This window comes from Kribbella sp. NBC_00482 (genome assembly GCF_036013725.1).
GTDB lineage: Bacteria > Actinomycetota > Actinomycetes > Propionibacteriales > Kribbellaceae > Kribbella.
In genome coordinates this window covers 3,857,592-3,881,814 of record NZ_CP107881.1, presented here as the reverse complement: position 1 = coordinate 3,881,814, position 24,223 = coordinate 3,857,592, and the positions used below count along the sequence as shown (strand labels likewise).

Annotated in this window: 22 protein-coding genes; 9 read left to right on the top strand and 13 right to left on the bottom strand. The window is 68.8% G+C overall.

Annotation, left to right across the window (positions count from 1 at the left end):
• Positions 1 to 31: 31 nt before the first annotated feature.
• Positions 32 to 553: a GNAT family N-acetyltransferase gene (locus OHB24_RS19130; RefSeq protein ID WP_327640420.1), complete on the bottom strand. Its 522-nt coding sequence runs from the start codon at positions 551 to 553 to the stop codon at positions 32 to 34.
• Positions 550 to 1,260, bottom strand: coding sequence for a hypothetical protein (locus OHB24_RS19125; protein ID WP_327640419.1), 711 nt, complete (start codon positions 1,258 to 1,260; stop codon positions 550 to 552). The genes OHB24_RS19130 and OHB24_RS19125 overlap by 4 nt, the downstream gene beginning before the upstream one ends.
• 39 nt (positions 1,261 to 1,299) lie before the next feature.
• Between OHB24_RS19125 and OHB24_RS19120 the strand changes: the two genes are divergently transcribed.
• On the top strand, positions 1,300 to 1,932 hold the full coding sequence (locus OHB24_RS19120) for a TetR/AcrR family transcriptional regulator (RefSeq protein ID WP_327640418.1): 633 nt from the start codon (positions 1,300 to 1,302) through the stop codon (positions 1,930 to 1,932).
• Positions 1,933 to 1,947: 15 nt separating this feature from the next.
• On the opposite strand, the gene OHB24_RS19115 is transcribed toward OHB24_RS19120, so the two are convergent.
• Together OHB24_RS19115 and OHB24_RS19110 are read right to left on the bottom strand one after the other, a co-directional pair.
• Positions 1,948 to 2,625, bottom strand: a complete 678-nt coding sequence (locus OHB24_RS19115; RefSeq protein ID WP_327640417.1) for a GAP family protein — start codon at positions 2,623 to 2,625, stop codon at positions 1,948 to 1,950.
• Between the two features lie 3 nt (positions 2,626 to 2,628).
• Entirely contained in the window at positions 2,629 to 2,841 is a 213-nt protein-coding gene (locus OHB24_RS19110) for a hypothetical protein (RefSeq protein WP_327640416.1), read from the bottom strand.
• Between the two features lie 109 nt (positions 2,842 to 2,950).
• Here OHB24_RS19110 and OHB24_RS19105 point away from each other — a divergent pair, with 109 nt between their 5' ends.
• The 3 genes from OHB24_RS19105 to OHB24_RS19095 are packed head-to-tail and all read left to right on the top strand — an operon-like array spanning position 2,951 to position 7,096.
• On the top strand, positions 2,951 to 3,985 hold the full coding sequence (locus tag OHB24_RS19105; protein WP_327640415.1) for a lysylphosphatidylglycerol synthase domain-containing protein: 1,035 nt from the start codon (positions 2,951 to 2,953) through the stop codon (positions 3,983 to 3,985).
• A 6-nt stretch (positions 3,986 to 3,991) separates the two neighbouring features.
• Positions 3,992 to 5,917: a hypothetical protein gene (locus OHB24_RS19100; RefSeq protein ID WP_327640414.1), complete on the top strand. Its 1,926-nt coding sequence runs from the start codon at positions 3,992 to 3,994 to the stop codon at positions 5,915 to 5,917.
• 57 nt (positions 5,918 to 5,974) lie between these two features.
• On the top strand, positions 5,975 to 7,096 hold the full coding sequence (locus OHB24_RS19095; RefSeq protein WP_327640413.1) for a S1C family serine protease: 1,122 nt from the start codon (positions 5,975 to 5,977) through the stop codon (positions 7,094 to 7,096).
• On the opposite strand, the gene glsA is transcribed toward OHB24_RS19095, so the two are convergent.
• The 6 genes from glsA to OHB24_RS19065 form a co-directional block, all read right to left on the bottom strand.
• A complete protein-coding gene (gene glsA, locus OHB24_RS19090; protein WP_327640412.1) occupies positions 7,061 to 8,077 on the bottom strand; it encodes a glutaminase A in 1,017 nt (338 codons plus the stop codon). The genes OHB24_RS19095 and glsA overlap by 36 nt on opposite strands.
• Before the next feature lies 1 nt (position 8,078).
• The gene (locus OHB24_RS19085) at positions 8,079 to 9,869 is read right to left on the bottom strand and encodes an SLC13 family permease (protein WP_327640411.1); all 1,791 of its coding nucleotides are present in this window, start codon (positions 9,867 to 9,869) and stop codon (positions 8,079 to 8,081) included.
• Between the two features lie 9 nt (positions 9,870 to 9,878).
• Complete coding sequence (locus OHB24_RS19080) at positions 9,879 to 11,561, bottom strand: AbgT family transporter (RefSeq protein WP_327640410.1); 1,683 nt, start codon at positions 11,559 to 11,561, stop codon at positions 9,879 to 9,881.
• Positions 11,558 to 13,081, bottom strand: a complete 1,524-nt coding sequence (locus OHB24_RS19075; protein ID WP_327640409.1) for a leucyl aminopeptidase family protein — start codon at positions 13,079 to 13,081, stop codon at positions 11,558 to 11,560. Before OHB24_RS19075 ends, OHB24_RS19080 begins: the two co-directional genes overlap by 4 nt.
• Positions 13,082 to 13,105: 24 nt before the next feature.
• Positions 13,106 to 13,588: a DUF1269 domain-containing protein gene (locus OHB24_RS19070; protein WP_327640408.1), complete on the bottom strand. Its 483-nt coding sequence runs from the start codon at positions 13,586 to 13,588 to the stop codon at positions 13,106 to 13,108.
• 85 nt (positions 13,589 to 13,673) lie between these two features.
• Positions 13,674 to 14,633, bottom strand: coding sequence for an RDD family protein (locus OHB24_RS19065; RefSeq protein ID WP_327640407.1), 960 nt, complete (start codon positions 14,631 to 14,633; stop codon positions 13,674 to 13,676).
• Between the two features lie 87 nt (positions 14,634 to 14,720).
• On the opposite strand from OHB24_RS19065, the gene OHB24_RS19060 reads away from it, so the two are divergent.
• Entirely contained in the window at positions 14,721 to 15,176 is a 456-nt protein-coding gene (locus tag OHB24_RS19060) for a DUF6069 family protein (RefSeq protein ID WP_327640406.1), read from the top strand.
• 5 nt (positions 15,177 to 15,181) lie between these two features.
• On the opposite strand, the gene OHB24_RS19055 is transcribed toward OHB24_RS19060, so the two are convergent.
• The 3 genes from OHB24_RS19055 to OHB24_RS19045 all read right to left on the bottom strand — a co-directional run bounded on the left by OHB24_RS19055 (position 15,182) and on the right by OHB24_RS19045 (position 19,451).
• Positions 15,182 to 17,851, bottom strand: coding sequence for a LuxR C-terminal-related transcriptional regulator (locus tag OHB24_RS19055; protein ID WP_327640405.1), 2,670 nt, complete (start codon positions 17,849 to 17,851; stop codon positions 15,182 to 15,184).
• A 138-nt stretch (positions 17,852 to 17,989) separates the two neighbouring features.
• Positions 17,990 to 18,853 (bottom strand): cytochrome bc1 complex diheme cytochrome c subunit, encoded by an 864-nt coding sequence (gene qcrC, locus OHB24_RS19050; protein WP_327640404.1) that lies wholly within the window; start codon positions 18,851 to 18,853, stop codon positions 17,990 to 17,992.
• A gap of 100 nt (positions 18,854 to 18,953) precedes the next feature.
• Complete coding sequence (locus OHB24_RS19045; RefSeq protein ID WP_327640403.1) at positions 18,954 to 19,451, bottom strand: hypothetical protein; 498 nt, start codon at positions 19,449 to 19,451, stop codon at positions 18,954 to 18,956.
• A gap of 152 nt (positions 19,452 to 19,603) precedes the next feature.
• On the opposite strand from OHB24_RS19045, the gene OHB24_RS19040 reads away from it, so the two are divergent.
• The 4 genes from OHB24_RS19040 to OHB24_RS19025 all read left to right on the top strand — a co-directional run bounded on the left by OHB24_RS19040 (position 19,604) and on the right by OHB24_RS19025 (position 24,197).
• Positions 19,604 to 20,026, top strand: coding sequence for a hypothetical protein (locus OHB24_RS19040; RefSeq protein ID WP_327640402.1), 423 nt, complete (start codon positions 19,604 to 19,606; stop codon positions 20,024 to 20,026).
• A 92-nt stretch (positions 20,027 to 20,118) separates the two neighbouring features.
• A complete protein-coding gene (locus tag OHB24_RS19035; protein ID WP_327640401.1) occupies positions 20,119 to 22,863 on the top strand; it encodes a heparinase II/III family protein in 2,745 nt (914 codons plus the stop codon).
• Between the two features lie 170 nt (positions 22,864 to 23,033).
• Positions 23,034 to 23,825: an alpha/beta fold hydrolase gene (locus OHB24_RS19030; protein WP_327640400.1), complete on the top strand. Its 792-nt coding sequence runs from the start codon at positions 23,034 to 23,036 to the stop codon at positions 23,823 to 23,825.
• A 156-nt stretch (positions 23,826 to 23,981) separates the two neighbouring features.
• Positions 23,982 to 24,197 carry a hypothetical protein gene (locus tag OHB24_RS19025; protein WP_327640399.1) on the top strand — a complete coding sequence of 72 codons (216 nt, stop codon included), beginning with the start codon at positions 23,982 to 23,984 and terminating at the stop codon, positions 24,195 to 24,197.
• The last annotated feature ends 26 nt before the right edge of the window (positions 24,198 to 24,223 follow it).

Below are 24,223 nucleotides of genomic sequence, written 5' to 3'. Positions count from 1 at the left end.
TACGTCGCAGCTCGACGCACACCGTAATCCATCACGCCCTTCGGACAGCGAAGCGCCGGTAATAGCTCGCGGCCCCAAGGAACGATTCGTCCTGCCCGCGCCCGATCTCCGTCATCCCGAGCGACTCCAAGATCCGCACCGACGCCCGGTTGGCATCCACCGCCTCGGCCCAGATCTCCTGAAGCCCGAGTACGTCGAACCCGTACTCGACCCCGAGCTGCGCGACGATCCCGCCCAACCCGCGTCCCCAACGCTCAGAAGGCCCAACGACATACCCCAGTTCCCGCCGATCCGGCTCCGCCCCGGCCAGATCGACGTACCCAACCACTTCGTCCCCGGCGACCGCCGCGCGACGGAGGTGGTCCGGTTTCGGCTGTTCGATCAGCGCGCGCCAGTGCGCCTCGAGCTCGGCCGCAGACCGATCCACTGTCCAACCGGCGTGCTCACAGAAGCGCCGGTCACTACCCCACGACACATAGGTCGCCACATCCGCCAGTTCGAGCGGACGTAGGAACACCCGCTCCTGGGACCTGCGGGGTTCTACGAGGCTCACAGAGCGATACTCGCCCGGGCAGGGGTCTCGGAGGCCTGCCGGATCAGAACGATTCCGTACGCGACGATCCACACGACCCACATCAGCCAGCCGAGGAGACCGAGGAATCCGAGGAGTCCGCCGTTGTCGATCACCCAGTAGGCGAGGGTGGCCGAGCTGAACTGCAGTGCGGCGGCGAGCAGCCCCAAGGCGCTGTGCCACGGCGGGATCAGGCCGCTGCGCCGGCCGCCGATGGACAGGCCGAGGAGGGCGAGCGCGAGAAACGTTCCATTGAGCGTGAACACCGCGTCGTGCAACGCCCAGAGGGCCGCGGTCGCGGAGCGGTCGTGCGGGGCGGTCGAGGTGAGGGCGAGGCGGGTCGCGACGACTCCGCCGAAGGTGACGTTCTGAAGTGCCAGACCGGCCAGCCCGACCACTGACCACGCATCTCGGCGGTCACGCTCGGAGCGCCACAGCGCAGCAAGAGCGCCGGCGCCGAACAAGGTGGCCAGGATCCAGGCGGCGGGGGTGAGCGCGGAGCCGATGCCGACAGCGAGGCGCTCGGTGGCGAAGAACGCGGTGACCTCGCCGAGGTCGGCGCCGGTGAGTGGCAGACCGGCGGGGATCATGATCACGTTGGCGAGGACGATCAGGGCAGCGAAGGCGATGGCGGCGATGCCGCCGATCCGGGAGAAGGCCAGGGCGTCTAATTTGGATCTACTCGTCATATATTGATTATAGGCAGCGTAAAGTCAAAGAGAGAAGGCATGGACGCAGAGCAGAGCCGCCGTCGGTACGACTCGTTGCGCCGGACGACGCAGGCGATGGAGACGCGGGCCGAGATCGCCCGCGCCGCCCGCCGGCTCTTCGACACCAAGGGCTGGGCGGAGACGACCGTGCGCGAGGTGGCGCGCGAGGCCGGGGTTTCCGTGCCCACGGTCTACGCGGCGTACGGGAACAAGGTCGGACTGACCCGGGCGGTGGCCGATTCGGCCGACCTGGCCGCCGACGCTGCGCAGATGGTCGCGGAGCTGGAGGCGGCAGCGGCGGACCCTGAGCGACAGCTCGCAGCGATGGCGGCGTACGACCGGCGGTTGTTCGAACGCGCGGGCGACGTGATCCTGCTGATTCGCGACGGGAGCCGCAACGAACCCGAGCTCGCCACGACCTACAGCGACGGCCGCAAGCGGGGCGACGAAACCCGGATCCAGGTCTTCTCGTCCTGGCCGCCCGGCACTCTTCGAACCGGCCTGGACCTACAGACCGCCGTCGACGTCTACGCGGCCATCTGCAACATCGACGTGTACACCACCCTCAGCACCGAACGCGGCTGGACGCCCGACCGCATCGAGGAGTGGTGGGGCCAGGCCCTGGCTCGCGAACTCCTGTCCCGAACCTGACAACCCTGGTCCGTCTCAGCGGAAGAGGTCTAGGCCTTGGCCGAGCAGGACTGTGGAGAGGATCACTAGGAGGACGACGGTGATTGTGTTCAGGTTGGCCAGGAGCCAGGTCTCGAGGGTCCGGAGGGCACGGACCGATCGGGTCGGTCCGATCACCACGACAGCCAGCAGTGGGGCCAGGACCGTCAGCGACGCCGTACCGACGAAGATCGCCGTCGCGCCGATCAGCTGGGCGGCTCCGAGGCCGGATCCACCGAGGAGGCCGCCGGCGCTCAGGACGAGTGGGAGGTTCTTCAGGTTCGCCAGCGCCGCAGCGGCCCCGGTGAGCACCAGACCCGCCGGCGAGAGCGTCGCGATGCGATCGACGACGGCCGGTCGCGGTGGAGGTGTTCCAGGCTCCGGACGCTTCCGCCAGTACCGTACGGCGAGGACTCCGAACAATGCGCCGACCGCCAACTGCAGTACGTCGACACCGTCACGCGTGCTCTCCTCGTGGCCCTCCGCGACCGTGTCGGTGAGCCAGGCCACGAGGCCGACCGCGACCGTCAGAGCCGCGATCCACCCAGCAGCGAAGCACAATCCGGCCCTGACCGGACGTGGGGACAGCAGCACGAGCACGATACAGATCATCGGCACCGGGCTGAGGGCGATGGCCATCGCCTGCGGAAGAACGGCGCCGGCGACGGGCCACACGGCTCAGTGACCGTTCGACGGCGGTACGTGCAGGACCTCGAGGATGCTGATCCCGAGCATGTTCAGGTGGTTCAGGATGCCGGCCAGCGCTGCCTGGTCGGCGAGATACCCGTGGAGAACGGTTTGCGCGGGTTCCGGATCCGCGGTCAGTGACGGGAACGCGTCGGTCAGATCCCGCGACAAGGTTCCCTGCACCCGGATGACGTAGTGGCCCATGGGGCGCCCCTTTCACGACCCTCGGCACGACTCTGCTGCCCCAGCCCCCGACTCGGTTCCCCCGGATCGGGGGATGGTGGTCGCGGCGCCGGGCAGCAGGCTGGGAACCGTGGCCGAGTCGATGCCAACTCACCGAGCTGCTCGGCGGAAGATCCCGAAGCCGCTGGTGCGGCTGATTCGGCTCGTCCTCGTCGCGGTCACGGCGTGGTTGCTCCTGCGGTTGCTGCGTGGTGTGGACTGGGGCGAGGTCGGCCACGCGCTCACCCATCTCAGCGGGTGGCAGATCGCCGTGCTGGTGGTTGCCATGCTGATCCGCCGCTCCGTCCTCGCAGCTCCGCTCGCGCTCCTGATCGCGGGCCTCAGCTACCTGCGGGCGATGATCAGTGATGTCGCGGCGTCAGCCGTCGCCACGATCGCGCCCTCTCCCGGCGATGTCGTACTGCGTCTGGCCATGCTGCGCTCGTGGGGTATCGACACCACCGACGCGGCGTCCGGCCTGACACTCGCCACGACCCTGTTCTACGTCGCCCGGCTCGCCGCGCCTGGCCTGGGTTTCCTGCTCTTCTGGGCGGCGCGCGACTTCTACGCCCCGTTCGCCTGGTCGGGCTTGCTGTTCGGCGCGGGGGCCGTCGTGCTGCTCGGCGGCCTGCTGTACGCGCTCCGCGCCGAACGCACGGCCGCAACGATCGGGCGGCTGCTCGGACGACTGATCCAGCGGGTGCGACCGTCCAGTCCGGGACCGGACGTCTGGGAAGAGCGAATGGTCTCGTTCCAGTCGCACAGCGCAGGCCGGATGAGTGAGCGCGGGTGGCTCGCCGTACTCAGCCAGCTGACCCTGATCGTCATCGAAGCGGGTGTCCTGGTTCTGTGCCTGGGTTTCGTCGGCGTACCGCTGGACAGCACGGCCGTGATCCTCATGATCTGCAGCTTCATGGTCGTCTACCCACTGACCGGGCTGCCTCTCATGGGGGCCGGAGTGCTGGACGCGACGTACGCCGCCTTCGTGTCCGACCACAGCGCCATCGAGGCGACCGATCTGGTCGCGGGGCTGATCGTCTGGCGGGTCGCAGTGCAACTCGTGCCCGTCCTCGTCGGACTGCTGGTGATTCTGGTGTGGCGGCGGCGGCTCACCTGGAACAGGTGACTTCGCATGCTGACGCCGGGCGCAAGACCGCTGATGTTCGCTCTGGCCTCGTTCCTGTTCTTCGTCCTGCCCGAGCAGGTCGCAGCCGCCGACTCGCCGGAAGACACCGCGGCACACGCCCTCGCGGACCGCTACGCACCGGTGGTCCGGCTGCAACAGGGCGGCGAGAACTGCGCGTACGGCGAGCAGTTCCAGCCCACCGATGTCGAAGCCGTCCTGGGTGATCAGCAGGTCGCCCTTCGCGGGCCCTGGCGACCACCCGACCTCGTCAAGACCCAGCCGGAGGGCACCGACCTCAGCCGTGCGTACCCCGGCCATTTCCTGGACTTCCCCGGCGATCCGCTGCGTCCCGGCTGCGGGTACGCCGAGTGGTCGGCGCGGATCAACCGAACGCACCCGGCGACCGTCTACGCCCACGTGGTCGTCGATCCGGCGCACCCGGATCAGCTGTCCTTGGAGTACTGGTTCTTCTACATCTTCAACGACTACAACAACACGCATGAAGGTGACTGGGAGTCCGTCCGGCTGATCTTCGACGCGGCGACGCCGGCCGCCGCCCTGACGACGAGCCCGACGGCGGTCGGGTTCAGCCAGCACGGCGGTGCCGAGCGCGCGCGGTGGGGCGACGCCAAGCTCGAGATCTCCGACGGCACGCATCCGGTGGTTTACCCCGCGGCTGGTTCGCACGCCAACAAGTTCGGCCGCCGCCTGTACCTCGGTCGCGGCTCGGAGGGACTCGGCTGTGACGACACGACGAGGCCGGCGACCGAACTCAGGCCCGAGGTTGCGTATGTCCCGATGGCGCGCGCCGACTACCTGAAGCAGTACCCCTGGCTGGGCTTCGAGGGCCGGTGGGGTGAACGGCAGCGCTCGTTCTTCGACGGACCGACCGGGCCGAGCCAGAAGACGTCGTGGGTGCGGCCGATCCAGGACGCCGAGGCCACCTGGCGCGACGACAGCACGACCGTACCGGCCGGCCGGATCCTCGGGCCGAGCAGCACCGGCGCCTTCTGTACGGCGGTCGCGACCGGATCGAACCTGCTCCGCGAGACCCTCGACCGGCCCTGGTTGCTCGGCCTGGTGCTCACCCTGGTCGTCGCACTGATCTGGTTCGCCGCGAGCCGGACCCGCTGGACGCCCGCCGATCCATTACCTGCCAGGGCCCAGCGCGCCTGGGGACAGACGGTGGCGGCAGCGCTCCGGTTGTTCCGGCAGCGACCTGGCCTCTTCGGCGGATTCGCCGCCGCCTTCGTCGTCCTCGGCCTGGCGACACTGGTCCTGGCCGAACTTCAGGCGGCCCGGCACGATTCGCCGGCCGACTTGGGCGCCCCGACCGAGGACCTGACCGGCATCTGGGCCTCGCTGCTCGCCCTCGCGATCACGGTGCTCACGGTCGTGACGTACGTCGTACTCCTCGCCGCGGTCACGTCGACACTCGACCGGCTGGACCGAAGCGTCCCGGTGACAACCGCCTTCACCTGGCACGACGTGCGATCGCACGCCCGGCCGCTGGCCGCGGTGGCGCTGCGGTACTTCGCGGTCATCACTGTGCTCACGGTCGTCGGAGCGACGATTCCGTTGGCCGTCTACTACGCGGTCAGCCGGGCGTTCGCCGTACCCGTGGTGATCGCGGAGCAGGCGTCCTCCAGTACGGCGCTGAAACGCAGCCGGCACCTGACGAAGGGACGGTGGTGGCGAACCGCCGGCCAGCTCACGATCGTCGCCGGGCTCGGCCTGGCGATCGGACCGGTCGCAGGAATCGTGCTGCTGCTCGCAACGGACTGGCAGCCGACGCTGATCAACCTGGTGTCGTCGCTGCTCTTCGCCGTCGCGATGCCACTCGTCGCCGCGGCAGTCGGCTACTTGTACTTCGACCGCGCGGCATCCGTCCCCGACCAGTCCGAGCCCGCCGGGGTCGCCCGGATCGGGTGACCTGACCGACGCCCGCCGTACCTATTGTCAGGATGGTTCCCGGGATGGGAGGTCGTGATGTCCCAGGCCGACGGCGGACCGCCACAGCCCGCACCCACAGCCGGCCCCGGCCGGCTGCTGATCATCGCCGTCGTGGAGGGCGTGATCGTCGCCGCGCTCGTGATCGCGCTGATCGTCGTCAGCATCCGGCGCAGCCCGGACACGGCGAACGCCGCACCGGCCGCCGGCCCGGGCGATGCCGATCCGGCGATGTGTGCCGCGATCCCGGTCGCGAACCAGATCCTGCCGTCGATCGTCACCATCTCGGCGACCCGCGGCGTCCAGGGCGGCACCGGCTCAGGGCAGGTGTTCCGCGACGGTGGCTACATCCTCACCAACGACCACGTCATCTCACCGGCTGCGGGCGGTGGCACGGTGACCGTCCAGTACAGCGACGGCCACAGCTCCGGCGCGGTCATCGTCGGCCGTGATCCCAGCACCGATCTGGCGGTGCTGAAGGCAGCCGACGAGGCCAAGGGCTATCCCGTGATCGGCCTCGGCTCGTCAGCAGATCTGCGGGTCGGCCAGCCCGTCGTCGCGCTCGGGGCCCCGCTCGGGCTCGCGAGCACGGTCACGTCGGGAATCGTCAGCGCCCTCGACCGGTACGTGCCGGTGCCGGGCGACGGCGTCACCCACCACCTGATCGGCGCCGTCCAGACCGACGCGGCCATCAACCCCGGCAACAGCGGCGGCGCGCTGGTCGACTGCGCCGGAAAACTCGTCGGCGTGAACGCGGCGATCGCCACCGTCCCGAACGCCTCCGGTGTCAGCGGCGGCGGCAGCGTCGGCCTCGGCTTCGCGATTCCGATCGATCTCGCGAACCCCATCGCCGACCAGCTCATCCGGACCGGCAAGCCGGGACATCCGACCACCGGGCTGCAGGTTCAGGAGATCCCAGCGGCGCTGGCCAAGGCGTCGGGCGCCGCGAGCGGGCTCTTCGTCCTCGCCGCGACCGGGCCGGGCGCGAAGGCCGGGCTGAAGCCTGGCGACGTCATCACCAAGATCGACGACGCTCCGGCCGTCAGCAGTGAACAGATCGTGGTCGCGACACTGACCCGCAAGGCCGGGGACACCCTCGCGTTGACGTACGACAGGGCCGGCACCTCAGCCACCACCAGCCTCACGCTGGCCGCCCCCTGAGGCCGGCGCGACCGGCTGCGAGGCGAGCAGGTCCAGGCCTAGTTGCCGGGCCAGGAACTGTGCCACCAGCTGGCCCTGGACGCTGTTGCCGGCCGGATCCAGCCGCGGCCCGAAGGTTCCCAAGGCGCCCTTACCGGGCGAGACCGTCACGATGCCGCCCCCGATCCCGCTCTTTCCCGGCACTCCGACATCGAGCAGCCAGTCGCCGGAGGTCTCGTACAGGCCCGCGATCGCCATCACCACCAGCGTCACCCGGGCGACGTCCGCGTCGACGACCCGTTCCTGCGTCACGGGACAGACGCCACCGTCCGCCAGCGTCGCGCCCATGACCGCCAGGTCTGCCGCCGAGACGCTCAAACAGCTCTGCCTGGTGTAGAGCTCGGTGGCCTCGACAGGATCGCCGTCGAGTCCGCCGACACTCTTCAGGAGTGCTGCGAGCGCGCGGTTGCGATGGTTCGCGGCCAAGGCCGACTCCAGCACGTCCCGGTCCAGACCGAGCTCACGACCCGCGAAGCGGGACAGACCGTCGACGACGAACTGCCAGCGGTCGTCCAGCGATCGGCCCGGGACGAGGCTGGTCGTCGCGATGGCGCCGGGGTTCACCATCGGATTGGTACGTCCCGCCGGCGACCGTTCGACCGCCTGGATCGAATTGAAGGGCAGCCCGGTCGCGTTGACGCCGACCAGTTCGCGGATGGCGTCGACGCCGACCGCCTGACCCATCAGGGCGAAGACGAACGGCTTGGCGACACTCATGATCGTGAACGGCCGGCGCGCCTCCCCCGCCTCGTACAGCCGGCCGTCGGTCGCCGCGACGCAGACGCCGAAGCTGCCCGGATCGACGCGGGCCAGGGCTGGATACACGTCCGACACGATGCCGTCGCCGACGTCACGAAAGCGCTCGTACGCCGCCTGAACCAGGTCGGCGACGGTCGGCCCGTCGGGCAGACCGCCGGTCGAGACGTACCTGTCCACGGACATCTCAGAACGGCCAGACCAGCGGAACGATGACGAGTGCCGTCAGCAACCACCACGCCATCACCACCAGGCCGAGCTTCCAGTAGTCCCCGAAGCGATAGCCCGCGGGGCTCATGATCATCATGTTCGCGGGCGTGGAGATCGGAGTCAGCAGCGCGGCCGCACCGGCGACGGCGATCAGCATCAGCACCGGCTTGACCGACGTCCCGGTGCCCTCGGCCGCCGCCACCGCGATCGGTGCGACGATCAGCACGGTTGCGGTGTTGCTGACCATCTGCCCCAGCGCGGCGGTGAGCAGGAAGAGTGCCAGCAGCAACAAGTACGGCCGGCCCGGCCCGACCGCGTCGACGATCAGGTCGGCGATCCGGTCCGCTCCGCCACTGGACTGGATCGCCCCCGACAACGGGATCAGGCTGCCGATCAGGACGACGATCTGCCACGAGATGGCGCGATAGGCCTGACGTGGACCGACCACCCGGGTCAGCACCATCGCCGTCGCCGCCAGCAGACCCGCCATCGCGGGCGGTACCGCGCCGGTCGCGAGCAGCACGACCATCGCCCCGACGATCGCCAGCGCGACCGAGGCCTTCGACCCCCACGGCACGGCCTGGCGCCGGACCTGCTCCGGAGAATCGACCAGCAGGATGTCCCGGTCCCGGCTGAGCTCGTCGAGGGTCGCCCACGGGCCGTGGACGAGGATCGCGTCGCCTTCGGCCAACTGGGTGTGCCGCTTGCCACGGTCCTTGCCCATCCGCTGTACGGCGATGATCACCAGGTCGCGGCCGCGATGCATCCCCGGGAACACGGTCTCGCCGACCAGTGCCGACCGCGGCGGGATCACGGCCTCGACCACGCCGGCCTCACGGGTCAGCAGATGGTCGACCGGCGCCATGCTGACCGCGAGCATCAGGTCGGCGGTCAGGTTGCCGACGAGCTCCGACGGCCCGGTCACGACCAGGATGTCGCCGACATCGATCGCCGCGTCCGTACGGTTGCGGCCCTGTGCGTCCTGCACGCCGACGATCGCAACACCGGGGTACGCCGTCAGGTCGACGTCGCCCACGCTCTGTCCGAGAAACGGTGAGACCTCACGCACTCGCAGCCGGTAGAAGCCGTCCTGGACGGCGTAGTGCACGTCGAGCGTCTCCGCGTGCACGGCGAGATCGGCGGCGGGATGGCTGGGCCGGGTCGCCGGCAGCAGCTTCGGGCCGAGCAGCACCGCGATGGCGATGGTGCCGACGACGAGCGGAACACCGACGACGGCGAAGGAGAAGAACGGGAACGGCCCTGCACCGGCGTCGCTCGCGGCCTCCGAGACGATGATGTTCACCGGCGTTCCGGTCAGCATCAGCAGCGAACCGGCGCTGCCCGCGAACGTGAGCGGCATCAGCATCCGCGACGGCGGCTGCCCGATCCGGATCGCGAGCATGACCACCAACGGGAGCAGCGCCGCGACCGCGCCGTTCAGTGTGATCAGGGCCGACAGCACCGCACAAAGGGCCGTCACGGCGATCAGCAGCCGGGTCCGGGTGGTTCCGGCGTACCGGACGATCGTCTGCCCGGCCCAGGCGGTCACGCCGGTGGAGTCGACTCCCTCGCTCACCACGAACAGGGTGGCGATGAAGATCACCACCGGGTCGCCGAAGCCCGCGAGGACTTCGGTGAAACCCAGCACGCCGGTCGCCCAGAGCGCCAGGGCGACCAGCACAGCGACCACATCGACGGGCAGCCTGTTCCACACGAACAGTACGACCGCCGCCCCGAGGATGATCAGGCTGAGGGTGCCGTCATCCATGCCGACGCCCTAGCCGAGGTGGACCGGAGCGGACGGGCCCCAGGGGATCCCGATCAGGTACCAGACGATGTAGAACAGCGTCCAGGTCACCAGCACGATGCCGGTGTACGGCAGCATCATCGACACCACGGTGCCCATCCCGGCCTTCTTCCGGTACTTCTGGCAGACGAGCACGATGAACGGCAGGTACACCATCAGCGGCGTGATCACGTTCGCCGGGCCGTCGCCGACGCGGTACGCCGCGATGACGGTCTGCGGCGCGATCCCCAGCCGGTAGAACAGCGGGATGAAGATCGGCGCCAGGATCGCCCATTTCGGGATCACGCCCGGCATGATCAGGTCGATCACGAACACCAGCAGGATGAAGCCGATCAGCAGCGGCAGTGCTCCGATGTCGGCGCGCTCGAGCAGGTCGGCCAGGCCGGTCGCCGCCAGCGTCGACATGTTCGTGTAGTTGAAGTAGGCAATGAACTGTGCGATCAGCAGCATCAGGAAGATCAGCCCGCCGAGCCCGTTGAAGGTCTTCACGATCGCGTTGATGACGTTCGTACTGCCGGTCAGGGACTTCGCGCCGCGGCCGTAGCCGAGGCCCGCGGCGAGGAACAGCATCGAGATGATGAAGAGCAGACTGCTCATGAACGGGGACGACCCGAAGATCTCGCCGGTGTCCGGGTTGCGCAGCGGGGCGCCGGGAATGAACGTCAGCGCCGACACGATCGCGACCGCCACCAGCAGGTAGTAGACCGACCACCGCAGACCGCGGGACTCCAGCTGCATCTCCTCCTCGGTGGGCTGGTGGTCGACCGGCGCGTCCGACGGCGCCTCGGCCGGGTCGTACCTGCCGAGCCGCGGCTCCAGGATGCGTTCGGTGATGATCGTCATGACCACCGCGCAGAACAGCGTCGCGGCGATGCTGAAGAAGAAGTTGTGGGTGACGTTCAGCTCTACGCCGGGAGCCGCCAGCGCGGCCGTCTCGTTGGTGACCTCGGTGATGATGCCGTCCGCCGGAGTGATCAGCACGTTCACGAAGAACGCCGCGCTGACCCCGGCGTACGCCGCCGCGATACCGGCCAGCGGATGTCGCCCGAGCGAGGCGAACGCCGCCGCGCCGAGCGGGATCAGCACCAGGTAGCCGGCATCCGACGCGACGCTCGAGATACCGCCGAGCAGCACGATGATGAACGTGATCGCCGCTTTCGGCGCCACCTTCACCATCTTCCGGATCAGCGCCGCGATCAGCCCCGCCTCCTCGGCGACCCCGACCCCGATCATCGCGACCAGGATCACCGCGACCACGCCGAAGTCGTTGAAGTTCTGCACCGCCGTGGTGAAGATGAACCGGATGCCGTCGCCGGTCAGCAGGCTCTCGGCGGTGATCGTCTCCTTCTTCACCTCGTACTCCGGCACCGCGGGCGCCGCCGGAGCGTCGTTGCCGGCGACGCTGGTGCCGCCCGGATACTCGGGCGCGACCTGAACCGTCGCCGGTTCGGCGATCTCGGTGGTCACGCTCGTCCCTGCCCAGGAGAGGATCTGGGACAGGCCGATGACGATCACGATCAGCGCGAGGAAGATCAGCGCCGGGTGCGGAACCTTGTTGCCGACCCGCTCGATGCCGTCGAGGACGCGCTGCATCCCGCCCTTCTTCTTGGCGGGCTTCTTGGCGGGCTTGTCCCCGACCGTCTTCGCGTTCACGATTTCTCCGGCGGTGTGAACCGGAGGGCGAACTCGATCAGCAACTTGGTGCCGAAGCCGGTCGCGCCCTTGTTCCGCCACGTGCGCGCCGCCGGAAGTTGCGCCGTACCAGCGATGTCCACATGGCCCCATGGCCTGCCGTCCACGAACTCCTCGAGGAACAGCCCGGCGGTGATGGAGCCGGCGTTGATGCCGCCCATGTTCGTCAGGTCGGCGATCGTCGAGTCGAGCTGGGTACGGTACGACCGGTGCAGCGGCAGCTCCCAGACCGGCTCGTCCACGGCGTCACCCGCGCGCCGCAACTGCTCGACCACGGCCGGGTGGTTGCCCATCACACCGGCGATCTCGACACCGAACGTCCGCAGACACGCACCCGTCAGGGTCGCGATGTCGACGATCGCGTCGACCGGTTCCTCGGTCGCCAGCGCCAGCGCGTCGGCCATCACCAGACGCCCTTCAGCGTCGGTGTTGAGCACCTCGACCGTCGTACCGTTGCGCATGGTCAGGATGTCGCCGAGCTTCATCGCCGATCCGGACGGCATGTTGTCGGTACACATCAGGTAGCCGGTGACGGCCGTCGGACAGCCCAGATCCCGCAACGCCGTCATCGCTGCGAGTACGGCGGCCGCACCGGTCATGTCGTTCTTCATCTGCGCGTGCGACTCGTCGCTCGGCTTCAGGCTGATGCCGCCCGAGTCGTACATGATTCCCTTGCCGACAAGGGCGATCCGGCCGGTCGGCTCGGCCGGCTCGTACCGCAGGCGGATCATCCGGGGCGCGTCCACACTGCCACGGTTCACGCCGAGCAGGCCGCCGCAGCCGAGCTCGATCAGCTCGTCCTTCCCGAAGACCTCCACCTCCAGGCCGGACGTCGCACCGACGTCGACGGCGACCTCGGCCATCTTCACCGCGGACAGCGTCGTCGCGGGGCAGTTCGCCAGGTCGCGGCCGAGGCTGCAGGCCGCCGCGACGATCCGGCCGCGCTCGACGCCGGCCTCCGCCGCCGCGACATCCTCGTCGGAGGCCACGATCTGCAGCGATTCCAGCGTGGGCTGATCCGCGTCACGGCCGACGAAGTAGCGCCAGCGCGCCAGCAGCACGCCTTCGGTGGCAGCCTGCGCGAAGTCGGCGACCGCGACCCCGGACGAGGCCTCCGGAGGCACCTCCACAGCCAGGCTCCGGTGCCACGGCACGGCCCGGGCGAACTCCGCGGCGAGATCACGGACGAGCGTGGCGTCGATCTCGCCGCGCCCGCCGATGCCGACCGCGACCCGAACCGGACCGTCGGCGCGCGGCTGTACCAGAGTCTGGCCGCGCTGCCCGGTGAAACCGGCGGACTCCAGCCCGGCCAGATCGAGGCCAAGTTCCTCGGGTGGCTCGGAGCCGGCAGCGACCGGTACGGCGAGGGCATCCGCCTCGTCCGCTGCTTGTTTCAACGAAGCGACACCGACGCGAACCCGATAACGGGTCGAAGGAACCGGATCGAAGTCGCGTGGGATCTCGCGGGGAACCGTGTTCACGAAACCTCCTCCGCCGGAGCGGGATCAACTCTGGAGGGCCTGGACCAACTCGTCCTCGCGCTCCTTCGTCAGGTTGGTCTGGATGATCGTCGGGCTGTACGGCTTGAGCGCGTCGACCACCCGGTCGACGGTGGCGGACCGGGCGAGCAGGAACACGGCCGCGTGGCCTTCCTGCAGCTCCTGGCCGACCTGCTTGATCAGGTCGTCGTTGATGCCGATGTCGGTGAGCTTGCCGGCCATCGCGCCCGAGGCCGCGCCGACGGCCAGGCCGGCGATCGGGCTCAGGAAGATCAGTCCGATCAAGGTCCCCCACAGCGCACCGCTCGCGGCACCCGCGCTGGTCAGGTTGATGGTCTGCTGGATGCGGACCTTCCCCTTGGCGTCCTTGTACGCGTACGCCGCGTCCTCACGCTGGAGAAGTTGCTGTTTCGCCAGATCCTCGGTCAGCTGAATGACGCGCTCGGCGTCATCGCGGCTGTCCAGGCCGAGCACCACCAGATGGGTCATCGCGAACTCCTCGGGGCAGGCGCGTCACGGTTGCCGCGCGGGACGACTCATCCCATCAACAGCACCTGCCGCAGACCTCCTCCGATTAGGGTGATTCGGCCCGCCGGGAGAGAAACGCGGACAGCGGGCCAGGGAGTTCGGCGGGCCGGTCCCCCCAGTCGTGGACCACCGCGGTCCCGGCGACCAGGTCGTGCAGAGCACGGTGCTCGCGATGGAACACGATCGGGACGAAGCCCAGGCCCAGCGGTACGACGCTGACCGGGAACGCGGCCACCCACCGCAAGGCCTGCCCGGGCCGGATCGTGCCGCCGTCGGAGCGCACGACCCGTAGTCCGACGATCCCCTGACCTGGGGTCCGCGCAGCGATACCGAGGAACCCGATCGCGTAGCAGAAGGCGAGCGCCACCACACCGGCCGTCGCCGGGAGCGCACGCCGTACGGACAATCCCCAGAAAGCATTGGTCAGCAGGTTCACGCCCGCCAGGCCGATGGTGAAAGACGCCGTGATGATCAGGAGGTCGAGAGCCGTCGCCGCGGCTCTGCTCACTGCGCCGGCGTAGTGGCCGGTGATGGTCAGCCGCCCCGTCGTACCCGACAGCTGGACATCCCTACGCAGCAGGCGCCTGACGGCATCGTCGAGCAGTGCGTCCAAGCCGGCGAGCTGTCTGCGGACCAGGTCGAGGACCGAGCCCGCCAAACGCGCCTGGCTCTCGACCACCACGCCGGGCAGACCGGACCGCCGGACCAGACTCTCGACGTCGACCCGGTCGACCAACCGTCCCACGTCGACACGATCGAGGAGACGCTCCACGTCGACACGGTCCAGCAGACGCTCCACGTCGACACGATCCAGCAGGCGGCTGACGTCGATGCGATCCAGCAGGCCGTTGACGTCGATGCCGTCCAGCACGCGGTTGACGTCGATGCGGTCCAGAAGAGCGTCCAGGTCGACGTGGGACAGGACGACGTCCGGCTGAACGCTCTCGACGACCCGGCCCGTGACCTTGCCGGCGAGCCGTCCGAGGACCGCCGCAGGACGTGCCATCCAACAACCCTTGTCTGATGGGGGCCGCGCAGGATCACCCGCTCCAGGTGATGAACCGTCCGTCCCGGCTCGCCACGGTTGTCGGAAGTGACGGCCTACGAGAGGCTGCTGATGAACGACCGAGTACTCGCCGGCCGGCTGTGGGCCGGCGGGGCCGCAACTGCAGTCGTCGCCGGACTTGCTGCAGTCGTGGGAATCCTGCTGGCCCGCGGCCTCTTCGACGTGCCGGTTCTCGCGCCTGAGGGCGAGGGACTGTGGGGTGACGCCGACACGGCGACCTATGCGCTCTGGTGCGTCTTCGCCGCGCTGGTCGCCACCGGCTTGCTGCACCTTCTGCTGGTCTCGACGCCGCGGCCGCTGCAGTTCTTCGGCTGGATCGTCACACTGGCGACGCTGGTCGCGACCGCGGCCCCGTTCCTGAGCACCGGATCGACGGGCTCCAAGGTCGCGACCGCGGTGATCAATCTCGTCGTCGGCGTCGCTACCGGGATGCTGCTCACCGGCGTCGCGACGAACGCGGTGCGGGTCCGCCCGGCGGTTTGAGGGAACTACAGCAGGCCGGTGGACCTGGCGGCGCGGAGCGCGGCGGAGCGCTTGTCGACGCCCAGCTTGCGATACAGCGAGATCAGGTGCGTCTTGACGGTGTTCTCGGTGATGTACAGCGCCTGGGCGATCTCGCTGTACGAACTGCCGAGCGCAAGCTCGTCGAGCACCTCGGCTTCACGGGCCGTGAGCCGGACCCGGACACCGTTCACCAGAGCGTCCAGCCGCCGCGGCGGCGGAACCTGCGCGTCCGGCCGGACGCGGACCAACGGGGATCTCCCGCCGGCCTTGCTCCATCCGGCCTGGTGGCCGGACAGCTTCTCCAACGCGTCCGCGGCGAACGGATGCGGGTTCGGGCCGGTGACGTTGCGGCGTAACAGATCGAGGAAGGTCGTCTCGTCGGCAGCTGACGTCAGCGAGTGGAGCATGTGTTGCGGGGTGGCCCGGTTCAGGGTGTCCACCAACGCGGCTTCCGCAGCCGGCTCGTCACCGATCCGACTCAGCAGGACTGTCCGGAAGGAGGCGGCGGTAGACGCCAGGGGCGGATAGAGGTCGGCGTGGTCCAGCCCGGCGTCGATCTGCTTCAGGACCGTCTGAACGTCCTCGTGGATCAACGACGTCATCGCCCGGACCAAGCCGGCCTCCGTCGAGTTGCCGGTGCGCTCGAGCACAGTCACCTGCGTGTCGAGGGTGGACGCGTCCCCGAACAGTGTCGCGAGCCAGGCTCGTGCCAGTGCCAGGTCCCGGGACAGGAACGACGGCAGCGGGCCTGCCGCCGTCGGGTCGGTGGTCAGCTCGGTCAGCGCCTCCCCGAGACGACCACGCTCGATGAGGAGTACGGCTCGCAGCATCGCTCGCAGCCCGGCGACAACCGTGTCGGAGGCGGCCACCTCGGTCTCCGCCACAACCCCGTGGTACTGCCACGCGGTGTCCAGGTCGAGCTCGTTCACGGCCGCGAGTCCAAGGACGACGTACGCACGGGCGGAGTACTCCTCGGGAAGGCTCTGCCCTCCCGCCACATCGAGAGCGCCTTGCGCCGACCTGGCCGCGTTCTGCAGTTGGCCGCGGGCGCACTGTACGACGGCCTGATGGGCGAGGCCGCCTGCGATCAACCGGTGGTGGCCCGCCATCCGCGCGGTCACGAGGGCCTCGTCCAGGTGGGTGACTGCCGCGTCCAGGTCGTCGGCCCAGGTCTCGGCGGCCGCGAGCTCGATCAGCAACCACGCCAGCCGTTCGGGACCGAGCACGGCAGGAGGGCCGTCATGTCCGCCCGCCGGGGCGCGTGCCAACAAGGATCTCGCCTGATCGATCGCCGTCCGGACGTCGTGCCACCCGTAGCGGGATCGCCACAGCCGCAGCAGTACGGCGTCCGCCTCCAGCGCGTCGTCGTCCGGTGTCACCGCGGCAGCGTCGGCTGCGGTGTCGGCTGCACGGTCGTCGGCCGACGCCGCGTCCAGAACGGCACCCGAGACATCGCCGGTGACTCGCCGGAGCAGCCCACGGACTCCGAGCAGGTGGGGATGCTGATCGAGATAGCCGGCCGGCAGCGCGTCGAAGCCGGCCGCGACCAGATCGGCCTCGCCCGCGGCCAGGAACTCCGGACCGTGGCCGAGCAGGATCCGCTCGACCAGCGCCGGGTCATCGGCGTCGACAGCGCTGCGTAGTGCGGACCCGCCGTCGCCCCGGTTCTCGTAGTACACGGCCGATCGATGGTGCGCGGCGACGACCAGCTGCCGGTCGCCGGCGCGGGCCGCGATGCGCCGGCGGAGCAGTTCGACCAGGAGAGGGTGGTACCGGTACAGCGGGCTGCTCGCCGCGTCATCGGCGTACGCCGTCACCAGGAGACCGCTGCCCGCCAGATCCGCGAGCATCGAGCCGGCGTCGGGGTCGCCGCTCAGCATCTCGGCGAGCCGTCCGCTCAGTGTGGTGGCGCCGAAGGTGCTGAGGAGCATCGCCTGGACGCGCTCGTCGAGGGTGCTCAGCGTCTCGCCGAGCAGCAGGTCGAGCACCTCCCCTTGATTGCCCAGCGGCCACACGACATCACCGGATGCCTGCAGCGTGCGGGCCGCGAGCACCAGGGCTGCTGCCCAGCCGGCCGCCTTCTCCTGGACCAGCACGATGTCGGCCGCGCTGGCGTCCTCGGCATGCGCCCGGACCAGAGCGGTGGCTTCGGCATCGTTGAACCGCAGGTCTCGCGAACGCAGGGTCAGTGCCATCCCCCTGACCTCGAGCTCGGACACCGGCAACAGCAGGTCGTACCGCGCGGCGAACAGCAGCCGGACCGCGTGCGGCGCCTGATGCAGAACGCGCGCCACCTCGCCGACAACCGATGCCGGCAACAGGTGGGCGTCGTCGACAACGATCGGGTCCTGGACGATCGGGCTGTCGGCTCCCCGTACCTGCGCGAGGACCTTGTCGAGTACGCCCGGTAGCTGTCCCGGCGCCCAAACCACCGATTCCCCGGCCTGTCGTCGGCGCGTCACCCAGTCCGACAGCAGAACGGTTTTACCGGTCCCGGCCGGTGCGACCACCATGGTCAGCGGCGAGCGCACACCGAGGTCGAGGGCGGAGTGCAGCCGCTCACGCGTCACGAGCGTCAGCGGCGGCCGAGCGATCTTCTCCTCGGCCGGGTACCGGGACTCCTCGCGCGCTCGGTCCGGCGACGGGCTCGTCACGCGGTCACCCCTCCCCTGGGCGGGCGTGTCTGGCTGGCTCGTCGTCCCCACTGCGCCAGCTTCCGAAATTCGAGACTAGCGGGTTCGGGCCGCCTGCGGCAGCCCCGGACGCAGCCGGGTTCCGGGCAGCCGGTTGCTTCACGTGCGCGGTGTTCGTCCTCGCGGGCGGTGGACCCGGGGCACCTTGGCTCCGATCCAGACCGCGACCACGACCAGCAACCCGATGCCGACCAGCCAGCCCCACAGGCCTTCGGAGACCGGGCCGAGCCGCCCGAGACCGAAACCTCCCGGGTCGGGCTGCTGCTGCAATGCCACGATGTAGGCGATCACGGCGCGCTTGTCCTCGGGGAACAGGACATGGTCGGAGAACACCGGCATCTGCTGCGGACCGGTGAGCATCGCCAGATACATGTTCCGTGGCGTCGTGTTCATCAGCGAGGGCGCATAGCCGCCGTTCGGGAGCGCGCCGCCACGGCCGGCGAAGTTGTGACAGGCGGTGCAGTTGGTGCGGAACAGCTCGCCGCCGCGGACGACGTCCGCCTGCGTGGCTTTGCTGACGTCGTACGACTCCGAGGCAGGCACCGCGGGGCCTACAGCGAGCGAGGCGACGTACGCCGCCAGTGCCTCGATCTCCTGCTCGTTGTAGACCGGCGGCTTCTGCGGGATCTGCGCGTTGGGCTGGGCGGCCGGCATCCGCCCGGTGCTGACCTGGAACTCGACCCCGGCCGCACCGACGCCGATCAGCGAAGGTCCGGCCATCCGGCCTTCACCGTTGGTGCCACCCTCGGCATGCAGACCGTGGCAGCTCGAGCAACCGACCGCGAACAGCCGCCGTCCTTCGTCGATCCGGTCGGACTGCGGTCCGTCCGCCCCCGCGGCGCCGCCCGGCACCAGCACGGCGTACAGGAGGCCGACCGTCACCAGCGCCGCGCCTACCACCAGCGGTCTGGCGGCTCGCCCCCGGCGCGACGGCCGGGCGGTCACGCTGTCCGCATCGTGCATCTCCGCACCTCCGGGCCGACCCGGACCAGCGAACCCGACCGGACGCCGGTGGTGATCCCCCGATTCGGGTGATCCAGAACCCCGTCCGGTGTGCAGTCACTCAGCGGGAGTCGCGCTTCGCCTGCCGACGAGCCCCCATCGCCTGCGTCGACGCGTCCTTCTTCAAGCCTCCGGTAGTCTTCGTCGCCCGCGCCCGGGTAGCCGCTGCGGGCTTCGCCGGATCGGCCGCCCGTGTTGACGGCGCGGCTGACTTGGCCGACCGTGCCGCGTCGAGCCGTTCGCTGCGCAACTCCATCGACGCGCGACGCGCAGCCACCGCGACCTCACGGCTCACCGTCGCCAGCACCGACTCGAACAGCTCCGCCTTGTCGCGATCGCGCTGGTTCCTCGGGTAGGACATCCCCCGGCCACCGGCGTGTGTGACCGCTGCACTCGCGGACCGCCGGTAGTTCTTCACGTACTTCGTGCGCATCCGGCGAACACGCTGGTGCAGGTCCAGGAGCTGGTCCTCGTCCAGCCCCTTCAGCACGTCCCGCTCGCTCTCGGACACCAGCAACCGCTCGGAATCGGTCAACGAGTTCAGCAAACCTTGATTCATCTCGGCCTCCGTCCGGCGATTCGCACATTACGTCCCCACCCGGCACCCGTCGACCCCAACGCCAACCGGAAAGCGACCGGAAAGCGAGCAGAAAGCCCCGCTGGATAGCTTCACGGTGTCTCTGCACGGACTCACAGATCGAGGATGATTCCATGCGCGTACTGCGCTCCAAGCCCGCGGCGATCGTCGGCGCCCTGGCACTCGCGACCACAGGCTTCGTGGCTGTCACCGTCAGCAACCCGGACAACGCGGACGCCGCCGGCTCGTGTCTCGGCAGCGCCAACAGCGAGCAGTTCAAGCTGCCGAGCGGCACTCTCCGCTACCCCAGCAGCGGTACGTACTTCAAGACATCCAGCAAGTGCCGCGACATCAACGTCGCGTCCGACTTCAGCAACAACGGCAACGCGCGCGCCGTCAAGGTCTGCTTCAAGACAGCCGGGTGCCAGGACCACTGGACCAACATCCCTGGCGACCCTAGGACATGGAAAGTGGTCGCCTCCAACGTCAAGGACGGGACCGAGTACTACCTGAAGTTCTACTCCTACGGAAAGTGGTACGGCCTCGTCGCCGACTGACGGCCAACACCGGGCTGGGGCGCCGCGACGAGGGAGTGGCGCCCCAGTCTTCGTTCGTTGATTTCAACACCATGGCCTGGGGAGAGCGTTGTATGCGTATCAGTTTGCGGGCGGGCGTTGTCGGTGCCGCTACTGCGTTGATGGTGGTTGCCGGGGCTTTGGGGGCCCGTGATGCCTCGACCGCTGAGAATCTGTCCGACGCGGAGTTCTTCAGGCTTCTCGACTACGGCGTGGCTGGGTTGAGCCAGGTTCAGGCCGCCGTACAGAAAGGTGACTACGCCGCGGCCAAGCGTGAACTGCTCGCCTACTACCGGGGCCGACCGGCCAACGATGCCGGCAAGTTCACGCACAAGGACTGGCCCGGTGTTCTCGAGTTGACGCCCGACCACATCTGGACGCTGGGCTCCGGCGAGGCCTACCGGACTACGGTGCGCTTCGGGCCCCAGGAGGCGGCCGTCAGCGCTGATGTCACCTCCGCGATCACGAGTGGAGCCGCCGGCTTCCTGCTGATGGCGCGGATCAAGGATCCGGTCACGGTCGCTGTCAACAGCCGCGAGAAGGCTTCGGGCAAGCCGGCGTTGCGGCTGACGCTCGACGACGGGTCGGTGCGGACACTCAACCCCACGGCCGACACGTACATCAAGGCAGGTGCCGACGCGGGTACGGCGTACGGCGCCAAGGACCAGGTCCAGGTCCGGGACCAAGGCAACGGTCCGTTCACGGACGAGACCCGGAAGGCCTACCTGCAGTTCGATCTGACCGGAGTCTCCGGTGTGCGCAGCGCGACACTGACGCTGACCGGGCGGGCGGACGCGGCCAAGGACGTCATGGTGTTCAGCAACTCCGAGACGTTCGTGGAGAGCACCCGCACCTGGAAGAACACCGTGCAGAACACGTACTCCTGGCAGGGCGACCCCGGCGGCTTCGACTGGCTGCTGCCGACCGGCGCCGACAAGGAGTACTGGTACCAGTTGGCGCGCTTCTTCTTCGCCGGTCCGCTCGCCACGGCGTACCAGAAGACCGCCGACGAGAAGTACGCCGACGTCCTGATCGACACGATGACCGACTTCATCTCCGATGCCGACGGGTACGGCACCGAGTACGGCGCGGGCTCGTATCCACGCAGCCTGGACACCGCGCGACGGCTGGACAACTGGACGGCGGCGTACGAGATCCTGCGCACGAGTCCTTCGCTGGACGCGGAGGAGAACGTCAAGATCCTGAAGACGATGTACCGATCGGGCCTCCATCTGCAAGGCAACGTCCACGACAGCCCGAACTGGATGCAGACCCAGAAGATCTCGCTGCTGCACGCCGCCGTCTACCTGCCGGAGTTCACCGCGGCCGCGGGCTGGCGGACCAACGCAGCCGACTTCCTGGCCGGTCAGCTGAACGACTCGACCTACCCCGACGGCGGGTACCGGGAGGCGACCAGCGGCTACGCCCGCGGGTACGTCGCGCAGTACGTCGACCTCGTGGAGTTCATGAAGAAGCACGGGATCGCGTTCACCGCGACCGAGAAGCTCCGCAAGCTCGGCCACTTCCTGATGGACCAGACGCTCCCGAACGGCTACACCGCGAACTACGGCGACAGCGGCAGCGACGACCAGCGCTCGGTCCTGCGCCGACTCGGCGAGCTGCTCGGCGACCAGGAACTGATCTACGTCGGTACGTCGGGAAAGGCCGGCACGAAACCCCAGCACGTCGCGGCGCGATATCCGGACACCCGGGTGGCGGTGTCGCGCTCGGGCTGGTCGGCGGCCGACTCCTATCTGCGGTACAACATCGATCGCGGTCCCCACAGTCATCCGGACGAACTGTCCCTCGTCACCTATGCACACGGTCGCGAGTTGCTGGTCGACCCGGGCACGTACTCCTACAGCTCGGACCCGCGATCGGACTGGTTGCGGAAGACCACCGAGGCTCACAACACCGTCGAGGTCGACGACCTGCCGCAGAACAACAAGGCCGCCGGGGAGATCACCCATTTCGTCAACAACCCGGCGTTCGACCTGATCAGCGGGAACACCGACGCGTCCGCCAAGGCTTGGCATGCGAGGTCCGTGCTGACGCTGCGATCGGGAGTGTCTCTGGTGTCCGATCAACTCAAGCCGAACGACACCGTGTCGCACCGCTACGAGCAGAACTGGCACTTCCTGCCGGACGCGAACCCCGTGCAGGCCGCCACGTCCAAGGCAACGGTCACCAAGTTCACTTCCGGCGCCAACCTGGCAGTCGTCCCGGCGGATCCCGAGAAGCTCACAGCCTCGGTGCGCAACGGGTACTACTCGCCCGCGTTCTATCACGTGAGTGACGCGAAGTACGCCTCGTATGTCAAGCAGGGCAAGGGAAAGAGCACCTTCGACACCATCCTCCTACCCGCGTCGGCGGCTGCCGATGGCGCCGTACGGATCAATCGGCTGGCTGTCGGGACACTGACGCCGGACCTGGCGACGGCGCTGGACATCCGGTACGGCGACGGTACCCGTGGCACCTACTACAAGTCGTGGGCGTCGAAGGCCACCCGGTCGTTCGGGTCGTACAGCTTCGACGGGAAGATGCTGTACGCCGAAGATCGCTCGCTCGTGATGTACGACGGATCGACGGTCAAGCGGGCCGGCAAGGTCCTGCTCACCTCCCCGGTCAGGGTGAACGACGTCGCGGTCACGTACACCGGCACCACGCTGCGCATCGACGGCCAGGCACTGACTGCCTCGACCGATCCGGCGAAAGCGATCGGCATCGCCGCTCCGAACACGACCGACGTACTGCTCAACGGCGTACGCGTCAACTTCTCCCACACCGGCGACCTGGTCTACGCGGCGGCAGCGCGCTGAACCTCCGGGCGGTGCAGTTCGAGGGCCCCGGACCAGACAGAATTGTAACAGTGCTTATATAAGTGCTATTGTTTCTTCGTGCGCAAGCTGTCTGCGAGACCTCGGACGTCTGGTCATCAGCCCGTGAACTGCGGCGACCTGCGGCACTCGAAACGGAGTTGAATTCCGGGATGAACTGGCAGCCACCGCAAACGTATGAAGTCGGAACACCTGACGGGCGAGTGCTGCAGTACTGCGTGTACGGCGCCACGGGCGGCGTGCCGGTGATTGCGCATCACGGGACTCCGGGCTGCCGGTGGGAGCGCCCGGACGTGATCGCGGCGATCGAGGACACCGGGTTGCGCATGGTCGTTCCTGGCCGCCCCGGCTACGGATCGACTCGAAGCCCCGGACGCAGCGTCGCGGATGTTGCCGCCGACACCCAACTGCTCGCCGACGCCCAGGGATGGGATCGGTTCGCCGTTACCGGGTTCTCCGGCGGCGGCCCGCACGCCCTCGCCTGCGCGGCATTGCTGCCGGACCGCATAGTCAACTGCAGCACAGTGGCTGGGATCGCGGCGCCAGGCACCGCTGCCCTCGAGTCTCTCGACTGGGTCCCGGACGCGCGACGCGGGGAGGGGTGGCTGCGGGAACGGCTTCACCGCCGTGGACGGGAGATCCTCGACCACTTCGACCCCGCAACGCCGGATGGGAGGTACCAGCGGATGCTGACGACTTGCGTCGAAGGGCTGGACGGGTGGATCGACGACTACCTTGCACTGACCCGCCCATGGGGTTTCGCTCCGGAGTCGATCTCGGTGCCCGTGGACGTCTGGTACGGCTTGGACGACGACAACACCACGTTCGAGCACACGGAATGGTTGCTCGCCACGATTCCAGCAGCCCGACGGCGTGAGTTCGCCGGCGGACACGACCCGAACGACATCGCCCAGCGTCAGATCTTCCGGGCACTCACAGCCTGATCGTCGACAAGGCCGCAACTCGCAGCTTGCGCTGGGCCACCCGTTTCATAGCCGTCGACGAAACCGGCGCGCGGGGCGTGGTGGCGTCAGCCACCAGGAGATACCGCCAGGACGAACGTCAGGCCCGAACCAGAATCAGATCGGTACGACCCTCGGTTGAGCGCGATCGTGGGCGAGCGGCGCCGGCTGATCAACATCGCCTATCGACTTCTCGGCTCCGTCGCGGACGCCGACGGCCGGCTGAACTTCTCCGCCAATGTCCGCGCGACCTTCGACCTCCGCAGGCCGATCAGCGGCCGGGTCGACCCGGCCGGCCGAGCCCACCCACTGATCACACCGTCGGCGCGCGAACGGATCACCCTCCTGACCTGACTCCCATGACGCCACCGCTACCTGTC

What these genes read in the sequence shown, in the direction of transcription:
- OHB24_RS19070 (WP_327640408.1), bottom strand. Translation starts at nt 13,588, where the DNA reads ATGACCCATCTGGTGGTGCTCGGCCTGGACAGCCGCGATGACGCCGAG.
- OHB24_RS19035 (WP_327640401.1), top strand. Translation starts at nt 20,119, where the DNA reads ATGCGTATCAGTTTGCGGGCGGGCGTTGTCGGTGCCGCTACTGCGTTG.
- OHB24_RS19045 (WP_327640403.1), bottom strand. Translation starts at nt 19,451, where the DNA reads ATGAATCAAGGTTTGCTGAACTCGTTGACCGATTCCGAGCGGTTGCTG.
- glsA (WP_327640412.1), bottom strand. Translation starts at nt 8,077, where the DNA reads ATGTCCGTGGACAGGTACGTCTCGACCGGCGGTCTGCCCGACGGGCCG.
- OHB24_RS19100 (WP_327640414.1), top strand. Translation starts at nt 3,992, where the DNA reads ATGCTGACGCCGGGCGCAAGACCGCTGATGTTCGCTCTGGCCTCGTTC.
- OHB24_RS19095 (WP_327640413.1), top strand. Translation starts at nt 5,975, where the DNA reads ATGTCCCAGGCCGACGGCGGACCGCCACAGCCCGCACCCACAGCCGGC.
- OHB24_RS19125 (WP_327640419.1), bottom strand. Translation starts at nt 1,260, where the DNA reads ATGACGAGTAGATCCAAATTAGACGCCCTGGCCTTCTCCCGGATCGGC.
- OHB24_RS19110 (WP_327640416.1), bottom strand. Translation starts at nt 2,841, where the DNA reads ATGGGCCACTACGTCATCCGGGTGCAGGGAACCTTGTCGCGGGATCTG.
- OHB24_RS19120 (WP_327640418.1), top strand. Translation starts at nt 1,300, where the DNA reads ATGGACGCAGAGCAGAGCCGCCGTCGGTACGACTCGTTGCGCCGGACG.
- OHB24_RS19030 (WP_327640400.1), top strand. Translation starts at nt 23,034, where the DNA reads ATGAACTGGCAGCCACCGCAAACGTATGAAGTCGGAACACCTGACGGG.
- OHB24_RS19085 (WP_327640411.1), bottom strand. Translation starts at nt 9,869, where the DNA reads ATGGATGACGGCACCCTCAGCCTGATCATCCTCGGGGCGGCGGTCGTA.
- qcrC (WP_327640404.1), bottom strand. Translation starts at nt 18,853, where the DNA reads ATGCACGATGCGGACAGCGTGACCGCCCGGCCGTCGCGCCGGGGGCGA.
- OHB24_RS19040 (WP_327640402.1), top strand. Translation starts at nt 19,604, where the DNA reads ATGCGCGTACTGCGCTCCAAGCCCGCGGCGATCGTCGGCGCCCTGGCA.
- OHB24_RS19065 (WP_327640407.1), bottom strand. Translation starts at nt 14,633, where the DNA reads ATGGCACGTCCTGCGGCGGTCCTCGGACGGCTCGCCGGCAAGGTCACG.